At 72.5% G+C, this 21,394-nt stretch carries 13 protein-coding genes; 6 read left to right on the plus strand and 7 right to left on the minus strand.

Features of this window, described 5'->3' with window-relative positions:
- Positions 1-1,416, plus strand: coding sequence for a chromosomal replication initiator protein DnaA (dnaA, locus tag WMF34_RS00005; RefSeq protein ID WP_012232635.1), 1,416 nt, complete (start codon positions 1-3; stop codon positions 1,414-1,416).
- Positions 1,417-1,449: 33 nt separating this feature from the next.
- On the opposite strand, the gene WMF34_RS00010 is transcribed toward dnaA, so the two are convergent.
- The 3 genes from WMF34_RS00010 to grpE all read right to left on the minus strand — a co-directional run bounded on the left by WMF34_RS00010 (position 1,450) and on the right by grpE (position 8,122).
- A complete protein-coding gene (locus tag WMF34_RS00010; RefSeq protein ID WP_437992003.1) occupies positions 1,450-5,367 on the minus strand; it encodes a serine/threonine-protein kinase in 3,918 nt (1,305 codons plus the stop codon).
- Between the two features lie 120 nt (positions 5,368-5,487).
- Positions 5,488-7,350: a molecular chaperone DnaK gene (gene dnaK, locus WMF34_RS00015; protein ID WP_012232637.1), complete on the minus strand. Its 1,863-nt coding sequence runs from the start codon at positions 7,348-7,350 to the stop codon at positions 5,488-5,490.
- A 187-nt stretch (positions 7,351-7,537) separates the two neighbouring features.
- Positions 7,538-8,122, minus strand: coding sequence for a nucleotide exchange factor GrpE (grpE, locus tag WMF34_RS00020; protein ID WP_012232638.1), 585 nt, complete (start codon positions 8,120-8,122; stop codon positions 7,538-7,540).
- Positions 8,123-8,397: 275 nt separating this feature from the next.
- On the opposite strand from grpE, the gene WMF34_RS00025 reads away from it, so the two are divergent.
- Together WMF34_RS00025 and WMF34_RS00030 are read left to right on the plus strand one after the other, a co-directional pair.
- Positions 8,398-9,660, plus strand: coding sequence for an aspartate aminotransferase family protein (locus WMF34_RS00025; RefSeq protein ID WP_437992004.1), 1,263 nt, complete (start codon positions 8,398-8,400; stop codon positions 9,658-9,660).
- A gap of 1 nt (position 9,661) precedes the next feature.
- The gene (locus WMF34_RS00030; protein ID WP_012232640.1) at positions 9,662-12,109 is read left to right on the plus strand and encodes an HAD-IC family P-type ATPase; all 2,448 of its coding nucleotides are present in this window, start codon (positions 9,662-9,664) and stop codon (positions 12,107-12,109) included.
- 49 nt (positions 12,110-12,158) lie between these two features.
- On the opposite strand, the gene WMF34_RS00035 is transcribed toward WMF34_RS00030, so the two are convergent.
- The 3 genes from WMF34_RS00035 to WMF34_RS00045 all read right to left on the minus strand — a co-directional run bounded on the left by WMF34_RS00035 (position 12,159) and on the right by WMF34_RS00045 (position 14,699).
- On the minus strand, positions 12,159-12,671 hold the full coding sequence (locus tag WMF34_RS00035; protein WP_080598730.1) for a Fur family transcriptional regulator: 513 nt from the start codon (positions 12,669-12,671) through the stop codon (positions 12,159-12,161).
- 98 nt (positions 12,672-12,769) lie between these two features.
- Entirely contained in the window at positions 12,770-13,831 is a 1,062-nt protein-coding gene (locus tag WMF34_RS00040; RefSeq protein WP_157906330.1) for a hypothetical protein, read from the minus strand.
- 70 nt (positions 13,832-13,901) lie between these two features.
- The gene (locus WMF34_RS00045; RefSeq protein ID WP_437992005.1) at positions 13,902-14,699 is read right to left on the minus strand and encodes a hypothetical protein; all 798 of its coding nucleotides are present in this window, start codon (positions 14,697-14,699) and stop codon (positions 13,902-13,904) included.
- A 392-nt stretch (positions 14,700-15,091) separates the two neighbouring features.
- Here WMF34_RS00045 and hrcA point away from each other — a divergent pair, with 392 nt between their 5' ends.
- Positions 15,092-16,135, plus strand: a complete 1,044-nt coding sequence (gene hrcA, locus WMF34_RS00050; protein ID WP_012232644.1) for a heat-inducible transcriptional repressor HrcA — start codon at positions 15,092-15,094, stop codon at positions 16,133-16,135.
- Here the strand turns inward: hrcA and WMF34_RS00055 are convergent.
- Positions 16,128-17,117 carry an RluA family pseudouridine synthase gene (locus WMF34_RS00055; protein WP_437992006.1) on the minus strand — a complete coding sequence of 330 codons (990 nt, stop codon included), beginning with the start codon at positions 17,115-17,117 and terminating at the stop codon, positions 16,128-16,130. The two genes, hrcA and WMF34_RS00055, sit on opposite strands and share 8 nt — an antisense overlap.
- Before the next feature lie 269 nt (positions 17,118-17,386).
- Here WMF34_RS00055 and WMF34_RS00060 point away from each other — a divergent pair, with 269 nt between their 5' ends.
- Both WMF34_RS00060 and WMF34_RS00065 read left to right on the plus strand, forming a co-directional pair.
- Positions 17,387-18,247 (plus strand): response regulator transcription factor, encoded by an 861-nt coding sequence (locus WMF34_RS00060; protein ID WP_012232646.1) that lies wholly within the window; start codon positions 17,387-17,389, stop codon positions 18,245-18,247.
- A gap of 96 nt (positions 18,248-18,343) precedes the next feature.
- Positions 18,344-21,148: an ArnT family glycosyltransferase gene (locus WMF34_RS00065; RefSeq protein WP_437992007.1), complete on the plus strand. Its 2,805-nt coding sequence runs from the start codon at positions 18,344-18,346 to the stop codon at positions 21,146-21,148.
- The last annotated feature ends 246 nt before the right edge of the window (positions 21,149-21,394 follow it).

Below are 21,394 nucleotides of genomic sequence, written 5' to 3' on the forward strand. Positions count from 1 at the left end.
ATGACGATTCCGAAACACGAGCCGCGCGAGGTCTTCGATCGGGCGATCGAGCATACGCGGGCGCTTTCCCCGGCCACTTTCGATCAGTGGTTCGGGGGAGTTCAGTTCGATGATCTGACCGACGGCGTCCTGACGCTGCGTGTCCAGAACGAGTTCGTCCTCGAGTGGGTCAGGGACAATTTCCTGCCAGCGCTCACGGACAAGATCCGAGAGCTCACCGGCTGGTCGGTCCAGGTCGCGTGGACGGTGGATCAGAACCTCGACGCGCCCATTGCGCAGCGCGTGGAGCTCACCCCGGTGCGTCCGCGGGCGCTCGTCGTGCGTCCGACCAGCGCGGCGCCGGCGCCGGCGCCCCGCCCCGAGCCGGCGCTCCGGCGCGTCCCGTCGATGCCGGACGACCTCAACCCGAAGCACACCTTCGCGAGCTTCGTCGTGGGCCCCTCGAACCAGCTGGCGCACGCGGCCGCGATCGCGGCCGCGGGCGGCGGGGGGCGCCGCTACAACCCGCTCTTCATCTGCGGCGGCACGGGGCTCGGCAAGACCCACCTCATGCACGCGATCGCGCACCGCGTCTTCGAGGGCAGGCCGGACGCGCGGATCATCTACGTCTCGGCCGAGAAGTTCACGAACGACTTCATCACGGCCATCCAGCACCACCGGATGGACGAGTTCCGCACGCGGTACAGGTCGAGCTGCGACGTGCTGCTGGTCGACGACATCCAGTTCCTGGCCGGACGCGAGCAGACGCAGGAGGAGTTCTTCCACACCTTCAACGCGCTCCACACGCTCGACCGGCAGATCGTGGTGACGAGCGACAAGTACCCCCAGAACCTCGAGCGCATGGAAGAGCGGCTCGTCTCGCGGTTCTCCTGGGGGCTCGTCGCCGACATCCAGGTGCCGGAGCTCGAGACGCGCGTCGCGATCGTGCGGAACAAGGCGGCGCTCGAGGGCATCGCGCTCACGGACGACGTGGCGCTCTACCTCGCGCAGATGGTCCGCTCCAACGTCCGCGAGCTCGAGGGGACGCTGATCCGGCTGGCGGCCAAGAGCTCGCTCACGGGCCGCCCCGTCGACCTCCCGTTCGCGCGCGCCGAGATCACGGCCACGTCGCCGCCGCGCGCGCAGATGATGAGCGTCGAGGACATCCAGCGCGCGGTGTGCCACCACTTCCACCTGCGCTCGATCGACCTCACCTCGAAGGACCGCCACAAGAGCGTGGCCTTCGCGCGCCACGTCGCGATGTACCTCTGCAAGCAGCGGCTGAAGTGCAGCTTCCCGGAGATCGGGCGGGCCTTCGGCAACCGCGATCACACGACGGTGATGAGCGCCGTCCGCAAGATCGAGGCGCAGCGCGACTCGGATCCGCAGGTCCGCGCCCACCTCGAGGCGCTCGAGAAGAAGCTCGCCGACGAGTGAGCGGCGCGCGCGCCGCGCGGCGAGCGCGCGAGGTCAGAGCTCGGACAGCGCGGAGCGCGCGTCGTCCGCGACGAGCTTGTTGCCGTACGCGGACGCGAGATCGAGCACCTCGGCGAGCTCGCGCCGCGCCTCCTTGACCAGGCCCCGCTGCTTCAGGAGCGCGCCGAGCAGGTACCGGCTCTCGAGGGCGTCGGTGCGGTAGGAGCGCGCGTCGGCGTAGCGCGCGAGCTCGCGCAGGAGCTCGCCGGCGCCGGCCGCGCCGCTCAGCCCGTCCAGGTAGGCGAGGTGCGCGCGGTTGATGGAGGCGAGGCGCTCGTGGCCGCTCTCCTCGGCGAGCTCCTTCGACTCGGTGAGCGACGCGTAGGCGCGCGGCAGATCGCCGAGCCGCCGGCTCGCGTCGCCGAGGTTGTGCAGCGCGGCGGCCGTCTCGAAGCGCAGGCCCGCGGACCGGGCGAGGTCGACGGCGCGGGCGGAGCTCTTCACCGCCGCGTCGAAGTCGCGCAGGAACACGTGCACGAGGACCCGCTGCTTCTCGCGCTCGCTCGCCGCCGCGAGGTCGCCCGGATCGCCGAGCGCCTCCGCCCGATCGAGGGCGCGGAGCGCCGCCGCGATGTCGCCCGTCGCCGCGCGCGTCTGGGAGATCGCGAGCAAGAGCCTCGGATCGTCGATCGCGCCCGTCGCCTCGAGCTGCTCGACGGCGCGCTCCGCGCGCGCGAAGTCGCCGCTCCGGACGCCGATCTCCGTCTCGCTCGCGAGCGCCTTGCGGCGGAGGTCCTCCCGATCGCCGGCGAGGGCGTAGGCCTCCTCGAGCCTCGCGTACGCGTCGGCGAAGAGATCCACCGCGCCGAGGGCGCGCGCCAGGTCGACGCGGGCCGAGAGCTTCTGCTCCGGCGCGCCGGCCTCGTCGATGCGCCGGAGCGCGCGGGCGGCGACGTCGACGAGATCGGGCGCGGAGCGCACGCGCACGACGACGTCGGCGAGCGCGCCGAGCCACGCGGCGAGCTCCGCCGGCGAGCGGTGGGCGTGGTCGCCGAGATCGAGCGCCTGGAAGATGAGCCGGAGCGCCGGATCGAGCTGGCTCGCGCGGATCTTGTGGAGCGCCGCGCGCGCGTAGAACGTGGCGGCTCGGTCGCGATCGCCGGCCTGGTAGAAGTGCTGCCCGATGCGCTCGGCGTGCTCGGTGCCGTCCTCGCCGACGACGGCGACGTACGCCGCCGCGGCCGCGGCGTGCAGCTCCCGGCGGAGCTCCGGCGGGATCGCGTCGAGGACGATCTCCCCGTGCATGGGCGACGCGAAGCTCGCCTGCGCGGGGCCCTTGAGCCGCAAGAGGTCGCGGGTCGCGAGCCCGGAGATCGCGCGGTTCACGGCGGGGAGCTTCTGCTGGAGGAGCGCCGCGAGGACCTCGGTCGGCACCGGATCGCCGAGGATGGCCGCCGCCTGGAGCACGGCGCGGTCGCTCGGATCGAGCCGCCGCACCCGGGTCGCGATGAGCGTGCGCAGCGAGCGCGGCACCGCCGACGCGCCGTCGAGCCGCGCCTTCACGACGCCGCTGACGACGCTGAGCGCGCCGGAGTCGAGGAGCTCCTTGATGAGCTCCTCGAGGAAGAGCGGGTGGCCGCCGGCGCGCTCGCGGCAGAAGGCGACCACGTCGGGCGGCAGGAAGCTCGCGCCGATGCGCGCCGACATGAGGCGCGCGCTGTCGCTGTCCGAGAGCTCCCCGACCTTGAGCCGGTAGAAGTGGGGGTGCGCCTCGAGCAGCGGCGGCGGGTCGCAGCGCGTCGCCAGCATCAGCACGGCGCGGAGCCCGCCGGCGCGGCCCGCGGTGGCGAGCAGGGTCTCGGCGGTGAGCTGGTCCATCGCCTGCGCGTCGTCCCACGCGAAGCAGTGGAGGCGATCCTCGCAGAGGCTCTGCACCATGCGCGGGAACGCCGTGCGCAGGATCGCGGTCGTCCCCTGCGGCGCCCGCCTCTCGGCGAGCGCCGCGCCGAGCTGACCGAGCACGGCCGCGGACTCGTCGTCGCGCAGGCCGAGCGCCCGCAGCCGCGGCAGCACCGCGCGGATGCGCTCCTCGTCGTCGCCCTCCTGGATGCCGCAGAGCACCTGGAGCATCGCGGTGAGGCCGCTCCACGGGACGTCGGCGCCGTTGTGCGGGCACGCGGCGACGTAGACGCCGACGTTGTAGTCGCCCTTCGAGAGCCGCCGCTCCATCTCGGCGAGCAGCCGCGTCTTGCCGATGCCGCGATCGCCCTGGATGACGACGATCTGCGCGCGCTTCCTCGTGGCGGCGGCCAGGATGTCGCCGAGCTGCTTGAGCTCGTCGCGGCGGCCGATGAAGCGGCCGTACGCGCCGTCCGGGGGCTGCGCGGACGTGACGACGCGCCCCCCCTCGGGCGCCGTCCGGCCCGCGCCGGGCAGCTCCTCGGTCGCGAACGCGTTGCGGAGGACGCGCCCGGTGAGGTTCGACACGGCCACCTGGGACTCGGTCGCGCGGGCGAGCGCCTGGGCGGAGGCGATGAGCGAGGTGAGCCGCTCGTCACGGATCGGCGCGCCGGCGCTGTCGACGAGGATGCGGGCGAGGTGGATGCCGGCGGAGACCGCGGCGCCCCCGCCGCGCGAGCGCAGGATCACGAGGGCGGCGCGCACCGCGGCCTCCGTGTCGCGGCCGTCGGCGTCGCCGAGCCCGAAGACGGCGACGAGCTGCGACGCCTCCTGCTCGAGCAGCAGCGCGCCATAGCGCGCCAGCACGTCGCGGGCCCGCGCCATGCGCCTCGCCGCGTCGTCCTCGGATCCCGTGAAGATGAGCACGAGCGCCGTGACCTCGCGCCGCTCGCCGAGCCCGCGCGCGGCCGGGCCGCTGTCGGCCTTCTCGAGCAGCTGGAGGAGCCCCGACGCCGAGCGGCTGCGCGTGCTCGTCGTGTGCGGCACCTCGACGGGGGTGCGCTCGTTGGCCCCGTTCGGCTCCTCTTGGAGCACGGCGCTCGCCTGGATCTCGGCGCTCTTCTCCTCGTGGAACGGCTCCAGGAAATCGGCGAGGTCGTTCGCCCCGAACCGCTCGGCCGTCGCGTAGAAGAAGCCGAGGAGCGCCTCGTGCAGCCGCCCGGCGTCGGGGAACCGATCCTCCGGGTTCTTCGCGAGCATCGTGCTCACGACGTCGGCGAGCGACCGGGGCACGTCGGGGCGCACGAGCGCGAGCGGCGGATACTCGCTCGCCTGCAGCCGCCGCATGATCTCGAACGCCGTCGGCGCCGCGAACGGGTTCGACCCGGCGAGCATCTCGTAGAGCACCGTGCCGAGCGAGAAGAGATCGCTCCTGCCGTCGATCGCGCCGGCGCGCGACTGCTCGGGGCTCATGTAGGCGAGCTTTCCGCGGATCCTCCCTGCGCGGTTCTCGCCGACCTCCTCGTCGGTCATCGATTGCGTCGCCTTCGCGATGCCGAAGTCGGTGACCTTCACCTCGCCCTCCCAGGAGAGCAGGATGTTCTGCGGAGAGATGTCGCGGTGGACGATGCCGAGGGGGCGCGACTGCTCGTCGCGCCGCCGGTGCGCGTGATCGAGCGCCTTCGCGATCTCGGCCGTCATGAAGACGGCCATGGCGAGGGGGATCGGCTTCTTCGCCCTCCGGCAGCGGGCGAGGAGCGTCGCCAGGTCGAGCCCGGGGACGTACTCCATCGCGATGAAGTAGCTGGTCGGATCGCCGTTCGGATGGTCGACGCGGCCGAGGTCGAACACCTGCACGATGTTCGCGTGCGAGAGGCGCACGGCGAGCTTGGCCTCGTGCACGAACATGTCCACGAAGCGCCCCTGCTCGGCCAGCTTGGGGAGGATGCGCTTGATGACGAGGACCTTCTCGAACCCCTCGACGCCGAAGCTCTTCGCCTTGAAGACCTCGGCCATGCCGCCTTCGCCCAGGCGCTCGAGCAAGCGATACCGCCCGAAGGTCTCGCTCAGCATCGCCCCGCCCGCGCTCCACGCAGCCTCGCGCCTTTGGCGCGCGCGGCGCTCCGGAGGGGACGGCCCGCGATCGGCGCGCGAGCCGGCGCCGCCGCGCCGGCCGCGTCGCCTAGCCGCGCGTCATGTCTCGACGGCCTTGTTTGCGCCGGCGTCATCGTCCCCTCCATACATCGACTCCGCGATCCGGAACGCCGCCCCCTCGAGACGCGCGTACGCGTCGCGGAGCGCGTCGAGGTCGCCGCCGGCTTCGAGCAGCTTCCGCAGCGCCGCGCACTCGGCGTGGACCTCGCCGAGGAGCTCGGCGTCGAGCAGATCGCCGTAACCTTCGAGGGCCTGCTCGGTCGTGTAGACGAGGGTCTCGGCCTGGTTGCGGAGCTCGGCGAGATCGCGCCGGAGCGCGTCGGTCTCCTTGAACCGCTCGCCCTCCGAGACGAGCCGCTCGACCTCGTCCGGCGTGAGGCCGCTCGTGGGGGTCACCCGGATCTCCTGCACCCGCCCCGTCCCGAGATCCCGCGCCTCGACGCGGACGATCCCGTTCTCGTCGATGCGGAAGGTGACCTGGATCTTGGGCAGCCCGCGCGGCGCGGGGGGGATGCCGGTGAGCTCGAACCGGGCGAGGCTCCGGCAGTCCGCGGCCATCTCGCGCTCGCCCTGGAGCACGTGCACGGGGACGAAGCTCTGGTTGTCGACGCTCGTCGTGAAGATCTCGCTCCGCTCGGTGGGGATGGTCGTGTTCCGCGGGATGAGCTTGAAGCTCACGCCGCCGCCGGTCTCGACGCCGAGCGACAGCGGCGTCACGTCGAGGAGCAGCACCTCGTCCACCTGCCCGGAGAGCGCGGCGCCCTGCAGCGCGGCGCCGACCGCGACGACCTCGTCGGGGTTCACGCCCTTGTTCGGCTCCCGGCCGAAGAACTCGCGCACCGCCGCCTGCACCGCGGGCATCCGGGTCATGCCGCCGACGAGGACCACCGTGTTGACGGCGGAGACGGGGAGCTTGGCGTCCCCGAGCGTCGCGCGACAGACGTCGATGGTCCGCCGGATGAGGCCCTCGCAGAGCATCTCGAGCTCGTTGCGCCGCATCGTCCGCTCGAGGTGGAGCGGCCCTCCGCCCGGGCCGACGGCGATGAAGGGGATGTTGATCTCGGTCTCGAGCGACGACGAGAGCTCGTGCTTCGCCTTCTCGGCCGCCTCCTTGAGCCGCTGCAGCGCCATGCGGTCCCGGCGCAGATCGATGCGGCTCTTCCCCTCGAACTCGTCGGCGAGCAGGTCGATGATCCGCTGGTCAAAGTCCTCGCCGCCGAGGTGCGTGTCGCCGCCGGTCGCCTTGACGCTGAAGACCCCGCTCGCGATCTCGAGGATCGAGATATCGAACGTGCCTCCGCCGAGATCGTAGACCGCGATCGTCTCGGCCTTCACCTTGTCGAGGCCGTAGGCGAGCGCCGCGGCGGTCGGCTCGTTGATGATCCGGCGCACGTCCAGCCCGGCGATCCGCCCTGCGTCCTTCGTCGCCTGTCGCTGCGCGTCGTCGAAGTAGGCGGGGACGGTGACCACCGCCTCCGTCACGGGCTCGCCGAGGAACCGCTCGGCGACCTGCTTCATCTGGCCGAGGATCACCGCGGAGATCTCGGGCGGTGAGTAGTTGCGCCCCTTGACCTCGACCCACGCGTCGCTGTTCGGCGCCTCGACGATCTTGTAGGGGGCGAGGCTGATCTGCTTGCTGACCTCGGGCGCGGTGAACTTGCGGCCCATCAGCCGCTTCACCGCATAGATGGTGTTCTGCGGGTTCGTGACCGCCTGGCGGCGCGCGACCTGCCCGACCAGGCGCTCACCGCTCGCGGGAAAGCCGACCACGGACGGCGTGGTGCGCGCGCCCTCGGCGTTCGGGATCACCCGAACATCGTTCGCCGAGGCGACGCCTGCCCCTTCGACGACAGCCACGCACGAGTTCGTCGTCCCGAGATCGATGCCGATCACCTTCCCCATATGCGGCGAAAGATACTACAGGCCTGGATGCTCGCCGGGTGGGGAGACGACCTGGGCGCCCGCGATATTTGGGGAGATCGTGCGGCGAGGTAGCGGGGCACGGCAGATCCCGGACACGATCACCGCAAGGATGCGCACCGTGCCGGAGGTGTGCGCCGAGGGAGCCGGCGCGACGCCGCGCGGAGGTTCAGTTCGCCGCGGGCGCCGGCTCGACGGGCGAGCCCTTCGAGACGACGACCATGGCCGCGCGGATCAGGTAATCGCCCAGCATGTATCCCGGCTGGACCTCCGCGATCACGACGCCGGCGGGGTGCTCGGTCGAGTCGAGCTGCTGGATGGCCTCGTGCACGCTGGGATCGAAGGGCTTGCCGACCGCGGCGATGCGCTTGATGCCCATGCGATCGAGCGTGTCGACGAACTGCTTCGTCACGATCCGGACGCCCTCGGCGACCGACTTCGCGTCCGGCGCGCTCTCGGCGTGGCTGGCGGCGCGCTCGAGGTTGTCGAAGACCGGGAGCAGATCCTTCAGGATCGCCTCGCGGCCGCGGCGCTGCGCCTCTTCGACCTCGCGCCGGGAGCGCTTACGGAAGTTGTCGAAATCCGCGGCGGTGCGCAGCAGCTGCTCGCGCATCCGCGCGGCCTCGGCCTGCGCCTCGCCTAGCTTGTCTTCGGGGGTGGAGGCCTGCTGCTCCGCGGCTTCTGCGCGCTCCGCGTGCGCCTCTGCCGTCTCCCCCGTGTTCTGGTTCGACCCATTTTGTTCCGAATCGCTCATAGGACGGCGGCACTATAACCAGCCGCGATCCGCTGGCAATCGCCAGGCCCATGGTCGGTCCGCAGGCGAGCGCCGCCGACCGAGCGCGCCGGCGCTCGCCGCCGCGCCGGCCCAGGACGCCCGTGGGGGGGGCCGGCGCGCGGGCGCTCCGGACGCGCTCCGGCCGCGTCCCCGGCCGCGCTCCGGCCGCTGAGATTGCCCGGGTCTCCACGATCCGCTGCGGGCGCTGCATCGAGCGTTTGCTCCGACCCCCCGCCCGGCGTTAGATCGCCCCCATGAGCATCGCCACAAGCCCCGCCGCCGAACCTCCTCCGGCGAACGCCTCGACGCCGGCCAGCGCGCCGCTCCTCGCGGCGCAGAAGCACCTGCTCGGAAACTACCGGCAGCCGCCGTTCGTCCTCGACCGCGGCAGGGGTTGCGAGCTCTTCGACACCGAGGGGCGCCGGTACCTTGACATGTGCGCGGGGGTGGCGGTGGCTTCGCTCGGGCACGCTCACCCGCGGCTCGTGGCGACCATCTCCGAGCAGGCGGGTCGCCTGATGCACGTCTCCAACTATTTCTTCAACGCCGAGAACCTCCGCCTCGCCGAGGAGCTCTGCGCGAAGACCGGCTTCGACCGCGCCTTCTTCTGCAACTCGGGCGCGGAGGCGAACGAGGCGATGCTCAAGCTCGCGCGCCGCCATTTCTTCAACCGGGGCGAGGAGGGGCGCTACCGGATCATCGCGTTCGACAACGCGTTTCACGGCCGCACCCTCGGCGCGGTCGCCCTGACCGGGACGCCGAAGTACCGCGAGGGCTTCGGCCCTTCGCTCGCCGGCGTCACGCACGTGCCGTACGGAGACGCGGCGGCGGTGCGCGCGGCCATGGGCCCGGACGTCGCGGGGATCCTCGTGGAGCCGGTGCAAGGGGAGGGCGGCGTGCTGCCGGCCCCGGCCGGCTTCCTCGCCGAGCTGCGGCGCATCGCCGACGAGCACGGCGCGCTGCTGCTCATCGACGAGGTGCAGACCGGCATCGGGCGCACGGGGCACTGGCTCGGCGCGATGTACGACGGCGTCCAGGGCGACGCCGCGGCGCTCGCGAAGGGGCTCGGCGGTGGGTTCCCTGTCGGCGCGCTGGTGCTGCGGGAGCGGCTCAACGGCGCGCTGCCCCCGGGCTCGCACGGCTCGACCTACGGCGGCAACGCGCTCGCCTCCGCCACGGCGCGCACGGTGCTCGCGGTCATCGAGGAAGAGAAGCTGTGCGAGGCCGCCCTGAAGCGCGGCGAGCAGCTCGGCCGCGGCCTCGCCGCGATCGCCGCGCGGCTGCCGGGCGTGTGCCTCGGCGAGCGCGGTCGCGGGTTGCTCCGCGGGCTCATCCTCGCGCCGACCGTCGACGCGCGCGCCGCCCTCGGCCGCGCGCGCGATCGGGGCGTGCTGCTCACGATCGCGGGGAGCAGCGTGCTCCGGTTCACGCCGCCCCTGATCGTCAGCGAGGCGGAGATCGACGAGGCGCTGGCCGAGGTCGAGGCCGCGCTCTCCGAGACGCCGGCTGCGGGTTGAGGTGGTCGCCTCGCGCGCTGCGGGTCCCGCCGCCGCACCCGTCCCGTGCTCGGGCTGCAGCAAGCTGATCGATCCCCTGCGCGCGGGGCAGGTGGGGATCTTCGATCAGCGCTTCCATTACTTCTGCAACGCGCGGTGCCGCCACGCCTTCCTCGGTGAAGCGCCGCCTGCGCCCGGGGACGGCCGGCCTGCGGGCCTCGCGGCGTCGGGCGCGCCCTTCGCCGGCGCTCCTCCCCGGGGGCTCCCGTCGGGCGCGCCGCCCGGGGCCGGCGGGCACCACGCCTCCACTCCGCGCACCCCGCGCGCGGAGCCCGCGCGGGCGAGCGCCGACGAGGTCGCGGCGCGCGTCGCGGACCTCGACGCGCCGATCGTGGACGCGTTCCCGCCCGTGTCGCTCGACGAGAAGCTCCCGGACCTGCCCGTCCTCGACGACGATCGCGCGCTGCTCGAGCCCATCGGGAACACCATCCTGAGCGAGGAGCCGCAGCGCTACGACGCGGTCGAGGGGCGGGACATCGGCGCGCTCCTGCTCGTGCTCGCGATCATCGCGGGGACGCTGGCCGTCGCGCTCACCCTCGCCGGGGACGCGAAGCTCGTCATCGGCGCGCGGATCGTGCTCGCCACGGTGAGCGCCGGGATGCTCCTTGGCCGCGCCGCCACGACCGCGCGCGACGCCACCGATCCGCACCCTGCGCCGATGCTCGCCCCCGTCCTGGGCGGGCTCGTCGCCGCCGTCTGGGCCCTCTTCGGTCAGGACCGCGCCCTCGCGGCCGAGGCCGCGTCGCTCGCCGGCGTGATCGCCACCGCCAGCGCGATCAGCGCGTGGCTCATCGAGAGCGCCCGACATCGCGTGTTCGCGGAGCGGGCGTGGATCGGATCCGTGCTCTCGACCCCCGCGCGCCGGCCGCCTGGCGCGTGGGCGCAGGGCCAGGCGCCCGCCGACCGCGCCCCTCAGCGCGGCGGCGACGGCGGTCCTGTCGAGGGCGCCGGGGATGAGCTCTACGAGCTGCGACCGGGCGAGAGCGTCCAGGTCGACGCGGGGGAGATCGTCCCCGTCGACCTCGTCGTCACGGGCGCCGACGTCGAGGTGCTCCCCTGGATCGGCGCGACAACGCCGACCCGCCGCCGCGACGGCGACCCGGTCGTCGCCGGGGCCACCGTGGTCCGGGGTCGCCTCGTCGGCGCGTGCACCTTCTCCGGCGGCGATCGCGCGGTCGCGCGCGTCCTGCTCGACCCCCGCCGGCGCGCGGACGCCCTCGCGCCCATCGCGCAGGCCTCCCGCGCGCTGACCGAGCGCTGGGCGATCGGCGCCGCGGCGATCGGCGCGCTCTCCGCCTTCGTCGCCGGGCGCGCTCCGGTCGAGATCGCGATGACCGCGGCCGCCGTGCTCGCCGCGCTGTCCACGGCGATCACGGCCTCCATCGCCTCGGTGCACGTCGCGCGGGGCATCTTGCTCGGGCTCCGCCGGGGCATCGTTTACAAGAGCGCCGACGCCTGGGATCGCGCAGGGAAGACCTCGGTCGCCGTGTTCTGCGCCCGCGGCACGCTGCTGCTCGGCGAGCCCGAGCTCGCGGAGCTGGAGGCGACCGGCCAGAAGCTCAAGCCGAGCGACGTGCTCGCGCTCGCGGCCGGGGCGGAGCGCACCGAGGAGCACCCCGTCGCGACGGCCATCGTCCGCGCCGCGCGCGCCCGCGGCTTGCGGCCCGACGGCGTGCGCAACCCCAACTTCCACCCCGGCCTCGGCGTGACGGCCGTCACCTCGTCCGGCGAGGAGCTCTGCGTCGGCAACCGCGCGCTCATGCTCGAGCAGCGGATCTCGATCGCCGCGGCCGAGAGCCGCGTCGCCGAGCTCGAGGCGCTGGGGCGCACGGTGGTCCTCGTCGCGGTCGGCGCTCGCCTCGTCGGCATCATCGGCCTGCAGGACGGGCTGCGCCCCGGGGCGCGGGCCGCCATCCAGCACCTGCTCGACGCGCAGATCGAGCCCGTGCTGATGTCGGGCGACGCGCGCGAGACGTGCGAGGCGATCGGCCGCTCGCTCGACATCGATCACATCCGCCCCGAGATCCTCCCCGCGGATCGCGGCACGGAGGTGCGTCGCCTGATCGACGCGGGCACGAGCGTCGCCGTCCTCGGCCACGCGGGCGTCGACGACGCCGCGCTCGGCGCCGCGGACGTCTCCGTGGCGCTCGGCGCCGCCGGCTCGGCGCCCGCCGACTTCTCGACGGTCCTCGCGTCGGACGACGTCCGCGACGCCGCGCTCTCCCTCGCGCTCGCGCACCGCACGCGCCTCGAGGCACGCGTCGGGCTCGCGCTCAGCGTCGCCCCGGCGCTCGTCGGCGCCGCGGTCATCGCCGCGTTCGTGCTCCCGCCGGCCTACGCGCCCATCGCCTCGCTGCTCGGCGGCGTCATGGCCGTCGTCCACGCCCGCGCGCTCGACGCGAAGAGCTGAGCGCCGGGCGCGCTCGCCGGCGCGGGGCTCCTCGCCGCGCCGGGGCGGCCTACGAGACGTCGGGCGTCGTGTCCTTGGCGTCGCGGCAGTCCGCGCAGACGCCGTACATCTCGTGCTTGTGCCAGGTCACCTCGAAGCCGTACTTCGCGGCGATCTCTTCCTGGAGCGCCTCGATCCGCGGCTCCTCGAACTCGATGATCTTCCCGCAGTTGACGCAGATCAGGTGGTCGTGGTGCGCGCTGGCGTCGTCCGCCAGCTCGTAGCGGCTTAGGCCGTCCCCGAACCGGCGCTCGGAGGCGACGCCGCACTCCGCGAGCAGCTTGAGCGTGCGGTACACCGTCGCGTACCCGATGCCTCGGTCGTGCGCGCGCACCTCCGCGAGCAGGTCCTCGATGGTCATGTGCGGGGCGCCGGAGAAGAACGTGTCGACGATCAGCCGGCGCTGCGCCGTCGATCTCAGCCCCTTCTTCGCCATGTACGCCTGGAGGCGAGCGCGAAGCCGGTCGAGGGCAATTTGGTCCACGTGGCTGGCGCCGCTCCCCTCTCTCTCCATGACGGCCATGGCAAGTTTATCCCGTTCGCGGCGAACCGCGTCAAGGCCGGTGACCGAGCCCACGCGGCGCGACCTCGCCGATGCTGCCTGTGCCCCGCTCGCCGGCGCTACTCGCCGACCTGCGCCATGTAGCTGATCTGAGCCGCCGAACCTCCGAGGGGGCTGAGCAGCGTGATGGGAGGCGCGACCAGGCCGGCCGCCGCCGTGTTGTCGATGACGACGTAGTAGAGGCCCGGGCGCAGCGCGTAGCGGCGGGTCTCGATGATCCCGGGCTGGAGAGGGCCGCCTGCCTGCACCGGGCCTGGCGGGGGTCCGAGCGGCTTGCCGGTCTGGTACGCCTCGCGCCACGCGTCGCCGGTGGGCTTGTCGACGATCATGAGGTCCACGGGCGCGCCCTGCGCGCTGACCTTGAGGTAGAGCGCCTGGTCCGGGTCGGCGATCTCGAACGGCCCGAGGTAGTCGCGCTGGTTCGCGTACACCTCGACGGTCTCGTTCGCGAACGTGTACCGCTCCTCGTCCTCCGCCTCGAACGGGTGGTGCGGTCGCTGGGGCGGCATGAGGATCCCCAGCGTGAAGTCCTTCCCGGTCTCCTCGTTGTAGAGGACGGTGAACCCGCGGGTCAGCTCGCCAGCGACGATCTGGTTGCCGAGCAGGTTGGCGAGCCCTCCGAACGGCGGGACGTTGGCCATCACGTCGATGACCGGGTTCTCGACGTAGCCCAGCTGGAAGCTCGGGCCTTGCACGATCCGGTTCAGCCGTCCCCACACGTAGACGTTATCGTCCGCGAGCTGGAAGTCGGGTCGGTACTCGACGGACGTCGTGAGCGAGAAGCCCACCCGCTTGGCCGGCTGCATGTAGCCGTAGCCCGTGCCGGCGATGTGGACGGTGATCGTCTGGGCCGCGTCGTTGACATCGTACGAGCACTGCATCGGGAAGAACCGCCCCATGGACGCCGATCGGTCCTGCAGGCGCAGCGAGACCCCGCTCTTCAGCATCTCGGGGCAGATCTTGCTGGCGCCGAAGTTCGAGAACAGAAACCAGCGGAGGGCGGGGCTCGCGTTCACGGGACCGCTGACGCAGGGGCAGCCGACGAACGTGAACGACAGCGCGACAGCGGCGAGCGCCAGCGCGGCGGACGCGCGGGAGAGCGGGGGTCTTCGTGCGGGCACGCGGGCTAACATAGCGGGTCGACCTCGGAGGGAGAGCGGGTTTGCGCGCGGGGGGACGGCCCCTCCCGGATCAGCGCACGAGATGCCATTGGACGCCGGGGGTCACCTCGAGATGCAGGTGATTTTTGTGCGCCCGGTCGTAGTTGGGCGTGAGGATCGACGTGAAGATGTGCTGGTCCACGGCCTCGCACACGATGGATCGCAGCTCTCGCGCCGCCGCGTCCGCTGGAGGGCCGCTGCCCGCCCCCTTGCCGGCCCCGCGGGGCCGCCCGGCGGTCGGGCCGGCGCGCTCGCCGCAGACCGGCGCGCCGCGCCTGCCGACGAAGTCGCGCTCCACCTCGAGCCAATCCTCCGCGAACCCGCCACCGACGCGCTCCTTGATGAACCTGTAGGGGTCGATCGCGAGCCCGCCGGGGTGCCTCGTGGCGAGCCTGCCCTCGGGCCACATCCTGGCCGGAGGCCGCCAGGCCGAGAACATCAGCACCTCGTCGATGTCGTGCGCGCGGAGGATCCGGCTGAAGTCCGAGAGCGCGAGCGCGAGGCGGCAGTCGAAGACGTCGTGCGGGTTTCCCGCGCGTTGATGGGCCGGCAGCGCCGTCCGGTAGAGGACCCCGCCGACCCCCTGCATCAGCCGCACCGGAGCGAGCACGCCCGGCGCGCGCTGCACGGGCTCGAACGCGATCTTCCGCTGCGTGAGCGCCGCGCGGCATTGCTCCGCGCTCATGGCCGCGTAGCGCGCCGACGGGTGCTTCGCCCAGTCCTGGTGGTACCTGACCTTCGGCTTGCCCTGCGCGCTCGGCGCGGCGGCGAGGGGGCCGAGCGCGAGGGCGAGCGCGCAGGCAGCGGCGGCATGGCGTGCAAGCGGCATCGTTGCGGTACATCCTCGTGTGAAGCAAGTCAGGCCGACCCTCTCGGGGGGCCAAGGGACCACGTGCACCTGTCACGTGTATCGAGTGGCCGAGTGGCCGAGTGGCCGAGTGGCCGAGTGGCCGAGTGACCGAGTGGCCGAGTGGCCGGCCGCGCCGCCATCCGGTGGAGCGGGGCCCCCGTGCGCGGGGTGGCACCTGCCCGATCCTACCGCGACATTTGACCGGGCCGCGCGATCCCCTCAAAATGGGTCGCATGCGTGTCCGTGGGTCCAGCGCCCGCACGCGCAGCTTGACGTACGGGAGCGAAGGTCCGGCCCGCATGGCTTCCCGGTCCGGGCGGTCCCTGTCCAGGTAGCCACGGCGGCGCGCTTGTACGCTGCATGCAACTGACATGGGTGATCTTTCCAACCGAGCTCGAAAGATCCTTTTCGCCGCGGTCACCGAGTTCATTGCAACGGGCGACCCAGTTGGCAGCAGGACGCTCGCCCGGAAGTACGGGCTGGATCTCTCGGCTGCCTCGATCCGCAACGTGCTCGCCGACCTCGAGGAGGCCGGGTACCTCCACCAGCCGCACACCTCCGCCGGGCGGATCCCGACCGATCGCGCGCTCCGGCTGTTCATCGACGCGCTCGTCGAGCTCCGGTCGCTGTCCCCCGAGCAGCAGGCCGAGCTGAGCGCGAGGTTCACCGAGATCTACGCGGGGGCGAACGATCCGCTCCGCGAGACCGGGCGCTACCTCTCGGAGCTGTCCGGCGCCGCGGCGGTCGTCGCGGCGCCGCGGGCGGAGCTCCGCGCCCTCGCCCAGCTGCGCTTCATCCCGACCAAGCCCGGGCAGCTGCTCGCGGTGCTCGTCTTCGCCGACGGCTCGGTCGCGAACCGCTTCATCTCGGTCGACGAGGCGATCAACGAGGGCGAGCTCACCCGGATCCACAACCTGCTCACCGACGTCATCGAGGGGCGCACCCTCGGCGAGATCCGGGACCTGTTCGCCCGCCGCCTCGCGGACGAGCGCCTCCAGATCGACGCGCTGAGGCGCCGCGCCTTCGAGCTCGGCAGCAAGGCGACGGCCGACGTGACCCCGCGGAGCGAGGTCGTCATCGAGGGGCAGAACCGGCTGATCGATCTGCCTGAGTACGCCGACGTCGACCGGCTCAAGAAGCTGATGAAGGCGCTCGAGGAGCGCGAGGAGCTCGTCGATCTGCTCGACCGGACGCTCGCCGCCGGCGCGGGCGAGGTCACCGTGTTCGTCGGCAGCGAGGCGGGCGACCTTGGCGGAGGCCAGCTCAGCCTCGTCGCCGCGCCGTACATGGAGAACGGCCGCGTCGCCGGGACCGTGGGCGTGCTCGGCCCGACGCGGATGGACTACGCGAAGGTCATGCCGCTTGTCGACGCCACGGCCGCGGCGATGACCGAGGTCCGCGGCAAGGTCAAGTAGCGCCCTTCCGCTGCGGCGCGCGGAGCCGCTCGAGCACGTCGTCGAAGTCCGGGGGCGGCGGCGCCTGGAAGCGCATCGGCCGGTCGTCGGCCGGGTGGTCGAAGCCGAGCTCGGCCGCGTGGAGCATCAGCCGCGCGGCCGGGACCTTCGTCCGTCGGTAATCCCGCACGTAGACGGTCTCGCCGACGAGCGGGTGCCCGGCCTCCGCGAGGTGGATGCGGATCTGGTGCGTGCGTCCCGTCTCGAGCCGGCACGCGACGAGCGTCACGCCCCCGGCGCCGGCCCCCTCCTGCGGCCCTCGGAGCACCTCGATCGGCTCCACGTGCGTCACCGCGAGCTGCCCCTCGCGCCGCCCGTCTCGCGCCGAGCCGCGCAGCCCGTCGCCCCGATCCTCGACGAGGTAGCTGCGGTAGGTGCCGCGCGGGACGGCGCCGTGCGCGAGCGCCAGGTACTGCCGGTGCATCGCGCGGACGCGGAGCTGCTGCGCGAGGTGCTTCTTCGCGGCGAGCGTCCGCGCGAAGACCAGCAGCCCGCTCGTCCCCTTGTCGAGGCGCTGCACCACGCCGAGCGGCGCGCGCCCGCGCAGGCGGTCGCGCCTGGCCAGCACCTCGCGCACCAGCGCGTCGAGGGTCGCGGCCTGCTCCGCGGGGGCCTCGTCGCCGTACGGGATGGTGCTCACCCCGGCGGGCTTGTTCACCACGACGACGCTCGCGTCCGCGTAGACCACGAGCTCGCCCTCGAGCTTGCGCCGCCGCACCGTCTCGGGCCTCGGCGCGTGCAATCGGATCTCGATCAGCTCGCCGCCGAGCACCCGCCGACGGGCGCTCGTCGCCACCGCGCTCCCGACCAGCACCTTGCCGGTCTCGATCAACCGGCGCGCGTCGGACCACGAGACCTCGGCCAGCGCACGGACGGCCCCGTCCAGCGGGCGCCGATCCAGCTCGGCGGGAACCGTCCAGCGGCCGTCCTGCGGAGGTCGCACCTGGGCGGCCGGGTGGACGCCGCTCGTTTCGGCGGCTTTGTCTTCGTGGCTCGGCGGAGTGGCGGGTCGGAGCGGACGCATGTAGAGCTCACCGGGGCGCCTCGGCTCCGCCCACCAGCGTGGGACCGGGCTCTACCGGCGCGGAAAAACGCGCCTCCGCGGGGCCCGCGGGGGCGAAATACACCGCGAATGTTGACACATCGCGCGACGGGGGCCGAAGATATCCAGAGCCGTCATCGCTTTCTCGCCATCTGAGAGGAGACCCGTTCGTGGCCAGCACCCTTCTCGCCGTAGACGACAGCGTGACCATGCGCAAAGTGCTCGAAATCACCTTTGCGGGTCAGGATTTCCGCGTCGTGACGGCGAGCAGCGCCGACGCTGCGCTGCAGAAGCTCAAGAGCGATAAACCCGACCTGGTGATCGCCGACGTCACGCTCGAGCCGAAGAACGGCTACGAGCTGTGCAAGGCGATCAAGCAGGCCTCACCGGCGACGCCCGTCCTGATCCTGTCGTCCAAGCAGAACCCGTTCGACCCCGCGAAGGGATCGGGCGCGCAAGCGGACGATCACATGGACAAGCCGTTCGACACCCAGCAGATGATCGACAAGGTCAAGAAGCTGCTGGCGTCGCGCGGCGAAGCGAAGCCCGCCGCCGCAGCGGCCCCTGCTGCCGCGGCGCCTGCGCCCGCGCGCTCTCCTGCGGCGCAGCCCGCGGCCGCCGCGCAGCCCGCGGCCGCCGCGCAGGCGGCAGCGAGCCCGCTCCAGCGCGCGAAGACCCTCATCTACACGCCCAACGCGCCGGCCACGAGCGCAGCGCCGGCCCAGGCGTCGGTCAAGACGGCGCCGGGCGGCCCGGCGAACGTGCCGGTCACGACGACGATGGCCTTCTCGCCGACGCCGGTGTCCGGCGTGCCGAAGACCGCGACGGGGCCTGCCGCCGTCGCCGCGACCGCCTCCGCGCAGGTCAACGGCCAGATGGCGAGCAAGCTCGAGGGCCTCGGCCTCACCTCCGAGCAGGTGGAGGCGGTGATGGCGCTGTCCCGCGACGTCGTGGAGCGCGTCGTGTGGGAGGTCGTGCCGGTGCTCGCCGAGACGATCATCAAGGAAGAGATCGCGCGCTTGACGAAGTAGGCGCCCGCCGCGGCCGCTGCCTGGCCGTGGCTGCTTTGTCCGGCGACCTGGAGTTGCTACGCCAGGGCCGCGCCTCGTTCCGTGCTTGGCGCAGCCATGAACGACACACACGACAAATGCAGCGGTGCGCCCGCGGACGCCCGCGACGGGACGGCCGCGGGCGATCTGGAGAGCCCGAGCGCTCCTGAGCCACGCGCGCCTTCCGCTGGCGACGGGCTGGCAGAGAGCGACGGCATGGTCGGGGCCGCGGCCGACGCTGAGGAGGCTCGCCTCGTGCCGCAGGGCAACCCGCTCCGCTGGCGTGGCGCTGCCGTGTCCGCCGCGGGCGCCCTCCTCACGTTCGTCGTGATGGCGCTCGCGCCTCAGCTGCGCTGGGGTGTCCCGATCGGCGCGCTCGGCGTCGCCATCGCGGCGATCGGTCTGCTCGATCTGCTCGGCACGTTCGACGATCCCCCCGAGCGCGTGGCCACGCGCGTCGGGATCCGCGACCTCCTCGGCCCGCTCGCGCTGCTCGGGGGCGGGCTCGTCGCGCTGTTCGTCCTGATCACGCTGAGCGTCGCGGGCTTCTTCTCGCCGAGCCCCCCCTCGTCGGACGGCGCGCCGACGCTGCTCTCGCTGGCGGTGCCCGCCGTCGCCGTCCCTGCCGCGTTTCTCACCGCGGTCATCGGCGCGTTCCGGTTCGGCGAGCGCCTCGGCCCCTGCCGCGTCGACGAGGCGGGAGCTCCGCGCCCCCTCGGCCGGCGGCACGGCTTCTGGCTCGTCGCCGTCGTCACGCTGCTCTACCTGCCCATGCTCGGGAGCCACTCGCTCACCGATCCCTGGGAGACGCACTACGGCGAGGTCGCGCGCGAGATCCTGGCCAGGAACGACTGGATCTCGCTCTGGTGGGCGCAGGACGGCTGGTTCTGGTCGAAGCCGGTGCTCGACTTCTGGATGCAGGCGCTCGCGATGGCCGCGTTCGGCGTCCGCTACCGCTCGGGCGAGATGCTCTCGGCGGCCGCCGAGGGGCGCGCCCCGTGGCCCGAGTGGGCCGTCAGGCTCCCCGTCTTCGCGCTGACGCTCATCGCCGTCTATCTCCTCTACAAGGCCGTCTCGCGGATCTTCAGCCGCCGCGCGGGGCTGCTCGCGGGGCTCGTCCTCGCCACGATGCCGCAGTGGTTCCTGGTCTCCCACCAGACCATGACCGACATGCCGTTCGTCGCGACGATGGCCGCGGCGATGGCGCTCCTCCTGCTCGGCATCCACACCGACGACGCGGAGGAGGCGCGCGTCTACGAGGTGGATCTCGGCCCGCTCAAGGTGGGCCTCTCGGCCTATCACCTCGTGCTGGGGGCGATCCTCGCCTGCGCGCTGCCGCAGATCCTCTACCTGCTCTCGCGTCACGTCGAGATCGGCCTCTCGCCCTTCGGCCTCCACTTCCGCGGCGACGTCTTCAGCTCGGGCTCACCGGGCAACTGCGGCCTGCCCGGCAACGAGGCCTGCCGGTCGGTGCTGCCCGTGCTCCCCGGCCTTCAGCCCGCGCTGCAGGCGCTCGTCTGGGCGCAGACGCTCGGGATCGTCCTGTACGCCAGCTGGGGCGAGCGGCGCGTCCAGCGGCTCCTCTTCCTCTCGGCCTGGTTCTTCGCCGCCCTCTCCACGATGGCCAAGGGGCCGGCGGGCTTCGGGCTCCCGGTGCTCTGCGCGCTCGGCTACGTCGTCGTCTCCCGCCGGTACCGCGACGTGCTCAAGATGGAGATCCCCGTCGGGCTGCTCGTGCTCGCGTGCGTCGCGTTGCCCTGGTTCGTCGCGATGTACGCGCGTCACGGCCAGCCGTTCACCGACAGGCTCCTGTTCCACGACATGTTCAAGCGCGCCTTCACCCACGTCCACGACACGAACGAGGGCGACGACGTGAGCTTCCGCTATTACGTGTGGCAGCTCGGCTACGCGATGTTCCCGTGGACGGGGCTCGTGCCCGCGTCGCTCGTGTGGTGGCTCAGGCGGCGCGAGGGGGCGGCGCCGGGGGAGCGCGGCTCGGCCGACGTCCGCCAGGGCGACGCCTCGGTGTTCCTGGCGATGTGGTTCCTCTTCGGCTTCGCGCTGTTCTCGCTGATGCTGACGAAGTTCCATCACTACATCCTGCCGGCCGTCCCGCCGGCGGCGATGCTCACGGGGATCCTGCTCGACGACATGCTGCGCCTCGATGGCCGCGCGGGAGGGCTCGCGCGCCGCTCGATCGGCGCCTCCTCGCCGGCGCGGTCCGCCGCGGTCGCCAGCTATGAGCGCGCGATGCTCGGCGCCGTCGCGCTCGGCGCTGCGCTCCTCGTGTTCCTCGTCGGGCGCGATCTCGCGATGGTGCGCGAGGGACAGCCGAGCCAGGCCAGGCTGCTGCACCTGTTCACGTACAATTACAAGCGCCCCTGGCCGCAGTCGCTCGACTTCTCCGCGGCCCTGTGGGCCTTCACCGCCGCCGCGGCTGCCCTGTGCTTGCTGCTGATGGTCGCGCGCTGGCGACGCCACGTCGTCTACGCGCTCCTGTCGCTCGCCGTCGTGTTCACGGCGTGGGGCATCGACGTGTACTTCGTGCGGACGTCGCCTCACTGGGGGCAACGCGAGACGTTGCTCGCCTACGTGCGCGCGAATCAGCAGATCCCGGGGCCGCTCGTCGCTTACCAGCTGAACTGGAAGGGCGAGAACTTCTATGCCGGCAACCGGCTGGCGGCCTTCGTGTCGAGCGGAAAGAAGTTCCAGGATTACATCAACGAGCAGAAGAAGAAGGGCGTGAAGACCTTCTACTTCGTCACCGAGCACGGACGCACGGGCTCCTTGTCGAACGAGCTCGGCAGCCCTCGCATCTTCGAGAAGCTCACTTCCATCGAGCTCAACAACAAGTTCCTCGTGGTGCGAGCGACGTTCGAGTGAGCCGAACGGCCCCGGAGCGCGCTCATCTCACCAGCGCTGTCCGGCTGTGACGCTGTACGCCTGCTCCGGCCCGGGGAAGGCCGCTGTCGATGTCCGACGGTCATGCTGAGTCAGGAGTGTCCTTGCATCTCTGTCGCTGTGGCGGCGCAGCAGCGCAAGGGGACTCCCGCTGGGACGCCCTAAGTACCTGAATCGACTTGAAGAAGTCGCAGGCACGCGCCCTGCTCTCCCCTCGAATCGAGCGTC

Origin of the sequence: Sorangium sp. So ce145 (assembly GCF_051525985.1) — a bacterium.
Lineage (GTDB): Bacteria > Myxococcota_A > Polyangia > Polyangiales > Polyangiaceae > Sorangium > Sorangium cellulosum_B.